Consider the following 13,116-nt stretch of genomic DNA (forward strand, 5'->3'; position numbering starts at 1 on the left):
ATTTTTCTACCTGTTCTCACCCCAAAACACCCCCCCCTCCAGGACCCGGGCGGTGCGGGGGTCGCGGTTGTTGTTCCTGTACCTATTGTGCCCCGGGCGGGGGGGGGGGCCCCCCCCCCCCCGCGACCGGGAGCCGATCCCGCCGCCCACACCCCGCTGAGGAGACCCGCATGACCACCCTTGTCACGACCGGCCGCGTCCAGGTCCTCGGCATACCGGGCGACCGGCACGAGGAGGTCCTCACCCCTGAGGCCCTCGACTTCATCGCTCGTCTCGACGCGGCCTTCACCGCCCGTCGCTTCGACCTGCTGACCGAGCGCCGCCGCCGCTCCGCCCTGCTGCGCGGCGGCACCCCGCTCGACTTCTCCCGCGCCACCAAGCCGATCCGCAGCGACCCCGACTGGCGCGTCGCCCGGCCCGCCCCGGGCCTCACCGACCGGCGGGTGGAGATCACCGGGCCGCCGGACCGGCGCATGGCGGTCAATGCGCTCAACTCCGGGGCCCAGGTGTGGATGGCGGACTTCGAGGACGCCACCTCGCCCACCTGGGAGAACATCGTCCAGGGCCAGTTGACCCTGATCGACGCCATCGACCGGCGCATCGACTTCACCAGCGAGGCCGGCAAGGAGTACCGGCTCACCGACCGGCCCGCCACCATCATGGTCCGGCCGCGCGGCTGGCACCTCACCGAGAAGCACCTCGTCATCGACGACCGGCCCGTCCCCGCCGCCCTGGTCGACTTCGGCCTCTACTTCTTCCACTGCGCCCAGCGGCAGATCGACGCGGGCAGCGGACCGTACTTCTACCTCCCCAAGCTGGAGAACCGGTACGAGGCCCGCCTCTGGAACGACGTGTTCCTCCTGGCCCAGGACCTGCTGGACATCCCCCGGGGCACGATCCGCGCCACGGTCCTCATCGAGACGATCACCGCCGCGTTCGAGATGGAGGAGATCCTCTACGAGCTGCGCGAACACAGCGCCGGCCTCAACGCGGGCCGCTGGGACTACCTCTTCAGTCTCATCAAGAACTTCGCGCACCGCCCCGACTTCGTCCTCCCCGACCGGTCGACCGTCACCATGACCGCCCCCTTCCTGCGCGCCTACACCGAACTCCTCGTCCGCACCTGCCACAAGCGCGGCGCCCACGCCATCGGAGGCATGGCCGCCCAGATCCCCGGCGGCTCCACGGAGGCCGTGGAAGCGGCGCTGGCCAAGGTCCGGCTCGACAAGGAGCGCGAGGCCGAGGACGGCTACGACGGCTCCTGGGTCGCCCACCCCGCGCTCGTCCCCGTCTGCCGGACCGTCTTCGACGACGTGCTCGGTGACCGGCCTCACCAGTTGGAACGCACCCGCGACGACATCCACGTCACCGCCGATGAGCTGGTCGCCGTCCGCCGTACCGCAGGGCGCCCTACCCCGGAGGGTGTCCGCGACAACATCGCCATCACTCTGCGGTACTACGACGCCTGGCTGGGCGGCCAGGGAGCCGTCGCCCTCAACGGCCTCATGGAGGACGCGGCGACCGCCGAGATCGCCCGGGTCCAGATCTGGCAGTGGCTCAAGCACCGTACGGTCGACCGTGCGACGGTGGAGCGGCTCTTCGAGGAGGAGCTCGCCACACTCGGCGCCACCTACCCCTGGGCCCGGCTCGACCAGGTCCGCGACCTCTTCGAACGCACCGCCCTCGCCAAGGAGCTGCCCGCCTTCTTCACGACGGAGGCGTACGCACGCCACCTCGTCGGCCGCCCGGCGGTGCAGGCATGAGCGCGCGCACCGCCCGGATCACGCGGGCCGGCGTGGTCGGCGGCGGCCAGATGGGCGCCGGGATCGCCGAGGTCTGCGCCCGGGCCGGAGTGCACACCATCGTCTGCGAGGCGGACGCCACCGCCGCCGACCGGGCCCGCGAACGGGTCGCGGTCTCCCTGGAACGAGCAGTCCAGCGCGGCAAGCTGGACCGCCTGAGCGCCGAGGACGCGCTCGGCAGGCTGGTCTTCACCGGCGACCTCGACGCCCTGGCCGACCGTCAGCTCGTGGTCGAGGCCGTCGTCGAGAACACCGAGGCCAAGACGGAGGTCTTCACCGCCCTCGACAAGATCGTCGAGGACCCGGGGGCCATCCTCGCCACCAACACCTCCGCCATCCCCGTGATGCGCCTCGGCATGGCCACCCACCGCGCCGACCACGTCCTCGGCCTGCACTTCTTCAACCCGGTACCCGTGCTGCCGCTGGTGGAGGTCGTCCCCTCCCTGCACACCGCGCCCGCCACGGTCACGGCGGCCGAGGAGTTCGTGACCGAGGTGCTCGGCAAGACCGTGGTCCGCTCCCAGGACCGGTCCGGCTTCGTCGTCAACGCGTTGCTCATCCCGTACCTCCTCTCCGCGATCCGGATGGCCGAGTCCGGCTACGCGACCGCCGCCGACGTCGACGCCGGCATGGAGCTGGGCTGCGCCCACCCGATGGGCCCGCTGAAGCTGGCGGACCTGATCGGCCTGGACACGGTGGCCTCCATCGCCGTATCGCTGTACGACGAGTTCAAGGAACCGCTCTACGCCCCGCCGCCGCTGCTCCAGCGCATGGTGGAGGCGGGGCTGCTCGGCCGGAAGACCGGCCGGGGGTTCCACACGTACGACCGGGGCTGAGGGGCCCGGGTCCGGGCCGCGGTTGAGGGACCGCGGCCGGTGCCGAGCGGGGTGCGGAGCAGTTGACTGTGCTGCTTCCCACCCCGCCGCGGTGTTTCCCCGCCCCGAGCCGGGCGGTCTGGTCCAGACCTCTTGACCGAAGGTCTGGACCATTCTACGGTTTTGGCAGGGTCACGACACTGGGCGGGTCGGGGCGAACCCTTCGCACCGTCGGCGGCGGACCCGGGCAGGAAGGACTACGGATCATGGGCCGTACCTCACGACTGCTGGGCCTCGGCCTGGCAGCGGCGCTCGTCGTACCGATGCTGGTCGGCGCCGCCCCGCCGAAGACCGCAGACCCCCTCAAGACCACGGCCGCCGAGACCTGCGCGGTCAAGTCGAAGCCGGCCGGCAAGGTGCTCCAGGGGTACTGGGAGAACTGGGACGGCGCCGCCAACGGCGTGCACCCGCCGCTCGGCTGGATCCCGATCACGGACTCCCGTATCACCCAGCACGGCTACAACGTCGTCAACGCCGCCTTCCCCGTCATCCGTTCCGACGGCACCGTGCTGTGGGAGGACGGCATGGACAACACCGTCAAGGTCGCCACCCCGGCGGAGATGTGTCAGGCCAAGGCATCCGGGCTGACCCTCCTCATGTCGATCGGCGGCGCGACCGCCGGGATCGACCTCAGCTCCAGCAAGGTCGCCGACCGGTTCGTCGCGACCGTGGTCCCGATCCTGAAGAAGTACAACTTCGACGGCATCGACATCGACATCGAGACCGGCCTCGTCGGCACCGGCACCATCAACCAGCTCTCGCCGTCACAGGCCAACCTCATCCGCATCATCGACGGCGTCCTCGCCGCCATGCCGCCGAACTTCGGCCTGACCATGGCGCCCGAGACGGCGTACGTCACCGGGGGCAGCGTGGTCTACGGCTCGATCTGGGGCGCGTACCTGCCCGTCATCAAGAAGTACGCGGACAACGGCCGGCTCTGGTGGCTGAACATGCAGTACTACAACGGCAGTATGTACGGCTGCTCCGGAGACTCGTACTCCGCCGGTACGGTCGCGGGCTTCACCGCCCAGACCGACTGCCTGAACCGGGGACTGGTCATCCAGGGCACCACCATCAAGGTCCCCTACGACAAGCAGGTCCCGGGCCTGCCCGCCCAGCCCGGCGCGGGCGGCGGCCACATGTCCACCTCGCTCGTCTCCCAGGCCTGGAACCACTACAACGGCTCCTTGAAGGGGCTGATGACCTGGTCCCTGAACTGGGACGGCTCCAAGGGCTGGACCTTCGGCGACAACGTGAAGCGGCTGCAAGGCCGCTGACCCCCGCGACCCCGCGACCCCCACGACCTCCGAGCCCACCGCGCCCCCGGTCCCGCCCCGGACCGGGGGCGCGGTGCCGTCCCGGCCGGACGGCGGCGCGAGGAAGGCGTGAACCTGTACAGGCATGAGCCCATACAGGCACGAACCCGTAAAGGCCTGAACCCGTCACGCACCGATGCGGGGCAAGGGGAAAGAATCGGGTACGGATCGGGGTGATCGTCCGCCCCGGGACGGCGGCCCGTTCCCCCGGGCCGGTGATGACGAAGAGGCAAGAGGAGACCCGATGGTGCACGCACGGGCCGGGCAGCCGGCGCAGTCAGCGGACCTGGTCGACGTGGCACGGCTGGTGACGGCCTATTACGCCCTCCACCCCGATCCGGCCGAACCCGCCCAGCGGGTGGCCTTCGGCACCTCGGGCCACCGCGGCTCCGCGCTCGCGGCCGCCTTCAACGACGACCACATCGCCGCCACCACCCAGGCGATCTGCGACTACCGGGCCCGCCAGGGCACCGACGGGCCGCTCTTCCTCGGCGCCGACACCCACGCCCTCTCCGAGCCCGCCCGGGTCACCGCCCTGGAGGTGCTGGCCGCCAACGGCGTCACCGCCCTCATCGACAGCGACGACGGTTACACGCCGACGCCCGCCGTCTCACACGCCATCCTCACGTACAACCAGGGCCGCACCGACCACCTGGCCGACGGCATCGTGGTCACGCCGTCGCACAACCCGCCCGCCGACGGCGGCTTCAAGTACAACCCGCCCAACGGCGGACCGGCCGCATCCGACGCCACCTCCTGGATCCAGGACCGCGCCAACGCCCTGATCGAGGCGGGTCTCGGGGAGGTCCGCCGCATCCCGTACGCCCGCGCCCTGGCCGCCGACACCACGGGCCGGTACGACTTCCTGACCGCGTACGTCGACGACCTGCCATCCGTCCTCGACCTGGACGCCGTACGGGAGGCGGGGATCCGGATCGGCGCCGACCCGCTCGGCGGCGCCTCCGTCGCGTACTGGGGGCGCATCGCGGAGCGGCACCGGCTCGACCTCACGGTGGTCAACCCGCTCGCCGACCCCACCTGGCGGTTCATGACGCTGGACTGGGACGGCAAGATCCGCATGGACTGCTCGTCGCCGCACGCCATGGCCTCGCTGATCGAGCAGCGCGACGCGTACGCCATCTCCACCGGGAACGACGCCGACGCCGACCGGCACGGCATCGTCACCCCCGACGGCGGCCTGATGAACCCCAACCACTACCTGGCCACCGCCATCGACTACCTCTACACCCACCGCGAGGCCTGGCCCGCCGGAACGGGCATCGGCAAGACACTGGTCTCCTCCTCGATGATCGACCGGGTCGCCCACGACCTCGGCCGCACGCTGGTGGAGGTCCCGGTCGGCTTCAAGTGGTTCGTCGACGGGCTGTTCGACGGCAGCCTCGGCTTCGGCGGCGAGGAGTCGGCCGGCGCCTCGTTCCTGCGCCGCGACGGCCGGGTCTGGACCACGGACAAGGACGGCATCCTGCTGGCCCTGCTCGCCTCGGAGATCACCGCCGTCACCGGCTCCACCCCCTCCCAGCGGTACGCCCAGCTCACCGCCCGCTTCGGCGACCCGGCGTACGCCCGCGTGGACGCGCCCGCGACCCGCGAGGAGAAAGCGGTCCTGGCCAAGCTATCCCCGCAGCAGGTCAAGGCCGACACCCTGGCCGGGGAGCGCATCACGGCCGTCCTCACCGAGGCGCCCGGCAACGGGGCCGCGATCGGGGGTCTCAAGGTGTGCACCGACAGCGCCTGGTTCGCCGCCCGCCCCTCGGGCACGGAGGACGTCTACAAGGTGTACGCGGAGAGCTTCCAGGGGCCCGAACACCTCGGCCAGGTCCAGGAGGAGGCGCGCGCCCTGGTCTCGGAGGCGCTGGGCAGCGCCTGAGTCCCCGCCCACGTGTCCGGTGGCCGACCGCACGTCCGGGGTCGACAACACGTCCGGTGGCCGACCACGGGTCCGGGGTCGGCCACCGGACACGCACGGGTGGAACGGCTCTCAGACCTTGTCGGGCCGGGGCCGCAGCAGCGTCGCGGCCAGGGTCGCCGTCAGCGCCAGCACTGTCGCGGTGCACAGGGCCACGATGGTGAAGCCCTGGTCGTACGCCGATCTGGCCGCGTCGAGCAACTGGCCGGCGGCCGACGGGTCGAGCGAGGCGGCGGCGGCCTCGGCGGAGGAGAACGACTCCTTCGCCGCCTCCCGGGCGGGAGCCACCAGTTCAGGTGTGCCGGGGAATCCGATGCGATAGGTCACCGTCAGCACCGTGCCCAGGACCGCGACGCCGAGGCCCGCCCCGAGCTCGAAGGACGTCTCCTGGATGGCGGCCGCCTCGCCCGAGCGGTCCGGGTCGGCCGCCGACATGATGGAGTCCGCGCCCAGCGTCATCACGACTCCGGCCCCGTACCCCGCAATCAGGAGCGGCGCGACCAGCACGGGATAGGCGCTGGTGTCGCCCAGCAGGGCCAGCAGGGCCATGGCCGCCGCGAAGGCGCCGAGGGCTCCCGTCAGCGCCCACCGGTTGCCCAGGCGGGCCGAGACCCAGGGGGCCGTGGTCGCACCGGCGGCGTTGGCCGCCGCCAGCGGCATGAGGGCCAGGCCCGCGTGGACCGGCGTGAAGCCGCCGACCTGCTGGAACCACTGGGTGAGGAAGAAGAGCAGGGCGACATAGCTGCCGAAGCAGCCGATGACGCACACGGTGGCGGTGTAGAAGACGCGGTCGGAGAAGAGCGAGAAATCCAGCAGCGGTTCGGTGAGACGGTGCTGGCGGCGGACGAACAGGTACAGCAGGGCCACTCCGGCGACCGCGGCCACGACGATCACGGTGCTGAGGCCGACGTGCTCGCCGGCGCCCTTGAGCGCGTACACCACAGCGGCCAGGCCCGTGACGGACAGCGCCACACTGGCCAGGTCCCATCGTCGGGGCCGCGGGTTGCGCGATTCGGGGATGACACAGGCGCCGACCACGAAGATGGCCAGTGCGATGGGTACGTTGATGAGGAACGCGGCCCCCCAGCCCCACTGCTCGGTGACCAGCCCGCCCACGAGCGGTCCGATGGTGGCTCCCACGCTGTGCGCCGCGGTCCAGATGCCGATGGCCACCGCCCGCTCCCGGCTGTCGGAGAACACCACCCGGATGATGGCGACGGTGGAAGCCATGATCATGGCGGCGCCGATGCCCAGGACCACCCGGGAGGCGATCAGCTGCGAGGTGGAGGAGGACAGGCCGGCGGCGGCGGAGGCGAGTCCGAAGAGTGCGAAGCCGCCGAGGACCATGCGCTTGCGTCCGATCCGATCCCCCAGCGTGCCGCAGGTCACCAGGAGAGCGGCGAGGGTGAGCGAGTAGACATCGACGATCCACAGGAGCCCCGCGCTGCTCGGACGCAGGTCCAGGCTCATGCTGGGGACCGCCGCGTGGAGGACGGTCAGGTCGATGCCGCACAGCAGAAGGCTGGTGGAGAGCACGGCAAGCACCAGCCACCGCCGCTGTGCGGGCAGTTCACCCGGTGGGGGAGAGGTGCGTAACGATGCTGCGCTATGGGTCATGGCAGCACTATCGTGCGCGCGGTATCCCCAGGACAAGTACGGTCATTCATGTGTCATAGTGCCAATCTGTATACCCATGGAGGCTGTTGATGCGGAGCACGACAGGTGAAACGCCGGACTACTGTGCGATCGAGGTGGCGATGGAGGTGCTCGGCGGCCGCTGGAAGCTCGTCATCCTCAAACAACTCCTGGGAGGAAAGCAGCGCTTCAGCGAGCTCAAGCGGGGCATGCCGCAGATCACGGCGCGGATGCTCACCCGGCAGCTACGTGCGATGGAGGAGGACGGGCTGGTGGAGCGCACCGTCTACCGCGAGGTGCCGCCGCGGGTCGAGTACACGCTCACCGGGACCGGCCGGGGCCTCGATGAGATAGCGGGCATGCTCGATGACTGGGGCCGCTGGTACCTGGCAACGCGGGGCGGGCCGCTGAACGGCCCGCCCCGGATGCCCGGACGCACGGACGGCCACCCGGTCGAGGGGGCCGTGCCGTAGTCCGCCGGGAGATCAGAACTCCTGGAGGTTCTCGCGCAGCGTCGCGCCCGGTGTGTACACCGATCGCGTCAGGCCCCGGCGCTGGAGCGCCGGCACGAGGCCGTCGGTGACTTCGGCGATGTAGCGCCGGTTCAGCCGGAGGAGCGGAGTCGTGATCATGAAACCGTCGCCGCCCACCTCCTCCATGATCTCGCCCATCCGGTCGGCGACCTGGTCCGGTGTACCGATCAGCTCGACCGAGGAGACCAGGCCACCCGCCCCGTCCACCGCGAGCTGACGCAGGGTCTTGCCGCTGCCCCACTGCTGGAACTTGTCGAGCGAGCCCTGCTCGCCATTGGTGACGAGCTTGCGCGGCAGCGGCGCGTCCAGCTCGAACTGCATGAAGTCGATCTCGGTCAGGGAGGAGATCTGCGCCAGGATGTTCTGGGTGAACCGGGGTGAGGCGACCATCCTGGCCTGCTTGGCCTCTGCTTCCTCCAGCGTTTCGCCCAGGGTGGGCGTGACACAGAACAGCACCTTGATCTCGTCGGGGTCCCGCCCTGCCTCGGCTGCGTGCCGCCTCACGTCGTCACGGAACTCCCGCATGCTCTCGACACCGCTGCCGATCGCGATGATCGAGTCGGCATTGCGGGCCGCGAACCGCCGGCCGCGCGGCGAGGCACCCGCCTGGACGAACGCCGGCCGGTGTTGCGGCGACGGCACCGTGTTCAGCGGGCCGCGCACCGAGAAGTGCTTGCCCTTGAAGTGGACCGGGCGGACCTTGGTGTGGTCGGCATAGACGCCTTCGTCACGGTCGATGACGACCGCGTCCTTGTCCCAGGACTCGAAGAGCTGCTTGACGACGTCCACGTACTCGTCGGCCATCTCGTACCGCACATCGCGTGGCGGCAGGACGTCCAGGCCGAAGTTCTGTGCGGCCAGGTCCTCCGCGCTGGTGACGATGTTCCAGCCGAACCGCCCGCCCAGCATACTGTCCATGGTGGAGGAGAGCCGGGCCGTCATGAACGGCGGGTACGCCATCGTGGACAGCGTCGCGACGATGCCGAGGCTCCGGGTCGCCAGCCCCATGGCGACCGCCAGGGGCACCGGGTCGTGCTTGGGCGCCACCATGGCCTGCTTGAGCACGGCCTCGGCGGAGCCGCCGTAGCTCTCCGGCACCATCAGCTTGTCCTCGATGATGACGTAGTCGAAGCAGGCACGTTCGAGCGCCTGGGCGACCTCCGTGTGGAACTTCCCGTCCCACGGCCTACCCCCCGAGCCGAACGGGCCCTGCCAGTCGTCCGGGGTGAAGTTGAAGATGAAGGCGAGATGGAACGGGCTGCTCATGAGGTCCCTGTCTCCTTGGTCGTGGCGGTCCCGGTGGATACGGCCCGGACGGGCAGCAGTCCCTCACCGCTGCGGACCAGTTCGACCGCCTCGGCGACGACATGGCGGAAGAGCTTCTCCCCGAGGACCGCGCTGGATCCATGGGTGGAGGAGAGCACGCCGTCGTTGGTGGTGCGGGTGACGTCGATCGGGTGCAGGTAGACGCCGCTGCGCGGCGGCCTGTCGTGTCCCGGCCTGGCCTCACGCACCAGATCGGGCCGCAGGTGCAGCATCAGGCTGGTCTCGGTGAGCCCGGCGTGTTCGGCGTGCCAGCCGGGGAACTCCGGGAACTCCGCGCGCAGCCAGGACTCCTGGACCAGGCTCCACCAGCTGAAGGCGAGCACCTGCCGGTCGCCGAGAACGTCCGACTGGCGCGCCTGGTCGAGCGCCTCGAAGAGGAAGGGCTCGTTCTCGAAGTGACCGTTCACCACCAGCAACCGGGCGAACGGCAGTCGGGCGAGCGAAAGCAGCTCCTCGCGGAGGAACCGGATGAGCGTGTCGCCGTTGACGTGCAGCGTGCCCGGGAACGACAGCCCCCCACCGCTCTGCGGTAGGGAACGGGCCGCCACCGGCTGCGAGGGGAGGACGAAACCGTCGAGCTCCGCCGCGACGGCCCGGCTGAACTCCTCGGCGAGCACCGTGTCGACGGACAGCGGCAGATGCGGGCCATGCTGCTCGGTGGCTCCCACCGGCCACACGAGGGTCTGGCCGTGCAGGGCCCCCCGCACTTCCGCGCTGGTCAGGTCCGCGTACGAGCGCGGACCGGGGTACGGTCCGCTCATTTCAGCGCCTCCATCGGCGCGCCCGTGAGCTGTGCGGTCTCGGTGACGATCCGGTCCAGGGTGGCGTACATGTCGGTGTGCAGGGCGGTGTACACCTGGGTCACGTTCGCGCCGACCCGCAGATAGTCGGCGACGTCGCGGCCGGAGGTGACACCTCCGCACCCCATGACCGGCAGGGTGAACCCCCGCTTGCGCAAGCGCCATATCGCCGCGAGCACCAGAGGTTTGATCCCAGGGCCCGAATAGCCGTACACACCGCCGAGTTCGAGTTCACCGCTCTCGGGAGCCACGGCGGCCCCGGAGATGGTGTCGCTGATGGTGACGGCGTCCGCGCCCGCGTCGATGGCGGCACGTACGCGCTCCTCCAGTCCTTCCCCGATGGCCAGCTTCACGGATACGGGTACGGAGACACGGGCGGTCACCTCGGCGGTGTACGCGTGCACCCGCTCCGGGGTGTCCTCCGGCAGGCCGGACTCCTCGTTGAGGCAGGAGATGCCGAGTTCGAGCGCGCGGCAGCCGGTGCTCTGGACCTGGGCAGCCAGGAGACCGAGTTCGGCCGGGGTGCCGGCGTGGACCGAGGCGATCACCGGCAGCCCGTCGGCGGCGAACGAACGCAGCACCTCCAGCCAGTGGCCGACCGAGCGCTTGGAGTAGGTGGTGCTGTTCAGCATGCCGACCGGGAGCCGGAGAATGCGCTCGTCCAGGCCCATGGGCGGGCTCGGATGGATGGTCTTGGTGACGACGGCCCCCGCGCCCTTCGCGATGAGCTTGCGGATATTGCGCTCCTGGTCGGTCAGGAGCCCGGAACCGACGAGGACGGGATTGGCTACAGGGATGCCTAAGATGGACAGATCGGACATGCGCTCCTCCGAGGGGCGATCGATGACCGGGGAGGCATGGTCAGGCCGCGATGCCGGCGTCGACGGCCTCGCGCTGCCGCTCGGTGACGCCGAGGACGGCCTCGGTCAGCAGGCTCGGCTTGTCGAGGAACTGGTCGAAGTCGATGGTCCGTACGGTGCCGACCCTGTGCAGTCCCTTGAGGAGGTGGCTCGCCGACTCGACGAACGGCTGCTTGGTGATGAGGACGACCGGCCTGCCGAGTGCGGTGGCCCAGCCCAGCTCCACATGGGTGCCGTCGGTCCGGCGCAGTGTCAGGTCCTCCAGCACGGGCAGCACCGGGACGAAGACGTCGCACTTGCGCATCCAGCGGAAGTCCCGGACGGAGACCTGCTCCGGGGTGAACGCCGCGGTCTGCTCGCCGAACTCCTCCACCCGGTGGGCGGAGAAGGTGTTCGCGCCGTTCTCCTCCGCGACGGATATCGCCGTCTGGATGGCGTCCTGCAGCTCGGGAACGAAACCGTTCGGCAGGATGGCGTGCTGGATCGGGCCCCCTACGAAGACATCGAGTCCGGTCAGCAGTCCGGACGGAGGTGTTGTTTTCGGCATGGGATTCTCCAATTCGGCAGGATGGGGAGACGTGAGGGCGAAAGCCACCCCCGCGGAAGGGTGCACCGCGGTGAAGGGGCGGTGCGAATCCCTTGCAGGTGTGACGAATGGTCAGACGGGGCCGCTGTCGCGCAGGGCGGTGTAGCGGCCGCGGTGGTACACCAGAGGTCTCTCGGCCGGACCGGCATCGAGCCAGCGGACGTCCGCGACCACGATCAGGTGGTCACCACCGGGGTATTCGGTGTTGATCTCGCATTCGATCCATGCTGATGCGCCGGCAAGCAGAGGGTTTCCGCCGGGTGAGTAATTCCAGTGAACACCTGCGAACTTGTCCGTCCCGGAACGGGCGAACCGGTCGCTGAGTTGCTGCTGGTTTTCGCTGAGGACATTGATGCAGAAACGGCGCAGTCGGCTGATGGCGGGCCAGGTGGTCGATCCGCGGCTGACGCACAGAACGACCTGCGGGGGATCCAGGGAAAGAGAGGAGAATGCCTGACAAGTGAACCCGAACAGCCCGTCATCGCCCAGGGCTGTCACCACGGTGACGCCGGAGCAGAAGTTTCCGAGTACGGACCGGAAGGATGCCGAGGCGTGCTCGTCCAGGGCCGGGTGTGCGTTGCTCATCGGTATGTGGTTCCCCCGCTCGTCAGTCATACGGCCATCACCCCTTAGGGCGATGGCGCGCAAAGGTTTCCCGTACATGAACTTGCGATGAAGCGGTCGCCGGCGTTGTGAAAAAATATCGGCCCATCTGTTTTCAGGGAGCCGAAACAGTTCTGTCCGGTGGCCATCGACCTGGGCGAGATCAAGCATGCACCGGTCGAGCGGATATGCCAACCGCCCCCCTTTTGATGGCGAGAATTCTGCCGGATCTATTGCGCCACAAGGCCGGGAACGGACCCTCTCCTGGAGTCGGGTCCAGGGCTTCCTCCAGCGCAGTAATTCCTGGTGCAGTGCTCCGGAAGGCGGCTCCGAGGACGCGTGGGCATTGTTCGGCCGCCTTCATACGGTTGTCATGTGCGGCACCGTCTCGGCGGGCGCGATCTGGCCACTCCAACCCCGGACCGTCGAGAACCGGTGGCAACGCCCGAAAGGACAGGAAGGTCGAATGGAAAGGGGCTGGATTTCTCCGTACCGGCGTCCGCGTGCCCGGTAGCCTCTGCCCGAGCGCAGACGCACCTCCGGGCCCGGCCGTCGCCTGCCCCGCTGACCCGATGCGCGGAAGCCGCCCATCCTGGGCGGTTGCGGCCGCCCAGGGGCGCCGGGCCCGGCCCCAAGCCTCCGCCAGGAGCGCGGAGGCCGGTGGGAGAAGGCAGGGCCGGCGGCCGGGACCGCTCGACCTCCATGTGTTTCCCGCCATCGTCTCCACAGGAGCTGACCAGACATGCGCAGCACCGAACCGACCAAGCACATCTTCGTCACCGGGGGTGTCGCCTCCTCCCTCGGCAAGGGTCTGACTGCCTCCAGCCTGGGTGCGCTGCTCAAGGCGCGTGGC

At 69.8% G+C, this 13,116-nt stretch carries 12 protein-coding genes; 6 read left to right on the top strand and 6 right to left on the bottom strand.

Annotated features, from left to right (window positions below; genetic code table 11):
• Positions 1-170: 170 nt before the first annotated feature.
• The 4 genes from aceB (at position 171) to pgm (ending at position 5,881) form a co-directional block, all read left to right on the top strand.
• Positions 171-1,763, top strand: coding sequence for a malate synthase A (gene aceB, locus ACFWRT_RS37200; RefSeq protein WP_380953346.1), 1,593 nt, complete (start codon positions 171-173; stop codon positions 1,761-1,763).
• Positions 1,760-2,638 (top strand): 3-hydroxybutyryl-CoA dehydrogenase, encoded by an 879-nt coding sequence (locus ACFWRT_RS37205; protein WP_380953347.1) that lies wholly within the window; start codon positions 1,760-1,762, stop codon positions 2,636-2,638. The genes aceB and ACFWRT_RS37205 overlap by 4 nt, the downstream gene beginning before the upstream one ends.
• Before the next feature lie 245 nt (positions 2,639-2,883).
• Positions 2,884-3,954 (top strand): chitinase, encoded by a 1,071-nt coding sequence (locus tag ACFWRT_RS37210; RefSeq protein ID WP_380953348.1) that lies wholly within the window; start codon positions 2,884-2,886, stop codon positions 3,952-3,954.
• Between the two features lie 283 nt (positions 3,955-4,237).
• Entirely contained in the window at positions 4,238-5,881 is a 1,644-nt protein-coding gene (gene pgm / locus ACFWRT_RS37215) for a phosphoglucomutase (alpha-D-glucose-1,6-bisphosphate-dependent) (protein WP_380953349.1), read from the top strand.
• A 111-nt stretch (positions 5,882-5,992) separates the two neighbouring features.
• Here pgm and ACFWRT_RS37220 read toward each other — a convergent pair whose 3' ends face one another.
• Positions 5,993-7,537, bottom strand: coding sequence for an MFS transporter (locus ACFWRT_RS37220; protein ID WP_380953350.1), 1,545 nt, complete (start codon positions 7,535-7,537; stop codon positions 5,993-5,995).
• Between the two features lie 89 nt (positions 7,538-7,626).
• Here ACFWRT_RS37220 and ACFWRT_RS37225 point away from each other — a divergent pair, with 89 nt between their 5' ends.
• Positions 7,627-8,028 (top strand): winged helix-turn-helix transcriptional regulator, encoded by a 402-nt coding sequence (locus ACFWRT_RS37225; RefSeq protein WP_380953351.1) that lies wholly within the window; start codon positions 7,627-7,629, stop codon positions 8,026-8,028.
• A 12-nt stretch (positions 8,029-8,040) separates the two neighbouring features.
• Here ACFWRT_RS37225 and ACFWRT_RS37230 read toward each other — a convergent pair whose 3' ends face one another.
• From ACFWRT_RS37230 to ACFWRT_RS37250, 5 genes are all read right to left on the bottom strand, one after another.
• Complete coding sequence (locus ACFWRT_RS37230; RefSeq protein WP_380953352.1) at positions 8,041-9,354, bottom strand: NtaA/DmoA family FMN-dependent monooxygenase; 1,314 nt, start codon at positions 9,352-9,354, stop codon at positions 8,041-8,043.
• Positions 9,351-10,175 carry a creatininase family protein gene (locus tag ACFWRT_RS37235; RefSeq protein WP_380953353.1) on the bottom strand — a complete coding sequence of 275 codons (825 nt, stop codon included), beginning with the start codon at positions 10,173-10,175 and terminating at the stop codon, positions 9,351-9,353. Before ACFWRT_RS37235 ends, ACFWRT_RS37230 begins: the two co-directional genes overlap by 4 nt.
• The gene (locus ACFWRT_RS37240) at positions 10,172-11,035 is read right to left on the bottom strand and encodes a beta/alpha barrel domain-containing protein (RefSeq protein WP_380953354.1); all 864 of its coding nucleotides are present in this window, start codon (positions 11,033-11,035) and stop codon (positions 10,172-10,174) included. The genes ACFWRT_RS37235 and ACFWRT_RS37240 overlap by 4 nt, the downstream gene beginning before the upstream one ends.
• A gap of 40 nt (positions 11,036-11,075) precedes the next feature.
• Complete coding sequence (locus tag ACFWRT_RS37245) at positions 11,076-11,621, bottom strand: nucleoside 2-deoxyribosyltransferase (protein ID WP_237324389.1); 546 nt, start codon at positions 11,619-11,621, stop codon at positions 11,076-11,078.
• A gap of 111 nt (positions 11,622-11,732) precedes the next feature.
• Entirely contained in the window at positions 11,733-12,434 is a 702-nt protein-coding gene (locus tag ACFWRT_RS37250) for a flavin reductase family protein (RefSeq protein ID WP_381121437.1), read from the bottom strand.
• A gap of 571 nt (positions 12,435-13,005) precedes the next feature.
• Here ACFWRT_RS37250 and ACFWRT_RS37255 point away from each other — a divergent pair.
• On the top strand, positions 13,006-13,116 hold a 111-nt coding region (locus tag ACFWRT_RS37255), incomplete at its 3' end, for a hypothetical protein (RefSeq protein ID WP_356452971.1).

It is taken from the genome of Streptomyces cyaneofuscatus (assembly GCF_042718795.1).
Taxonomy (GTDB): domain Bacteria; phylum Actinomycetota; class Actinomycetes; order Streptomycetales; family Streptomycetaceae; genus Streptomyces; species Streptomyces cyaneofuscatus_A.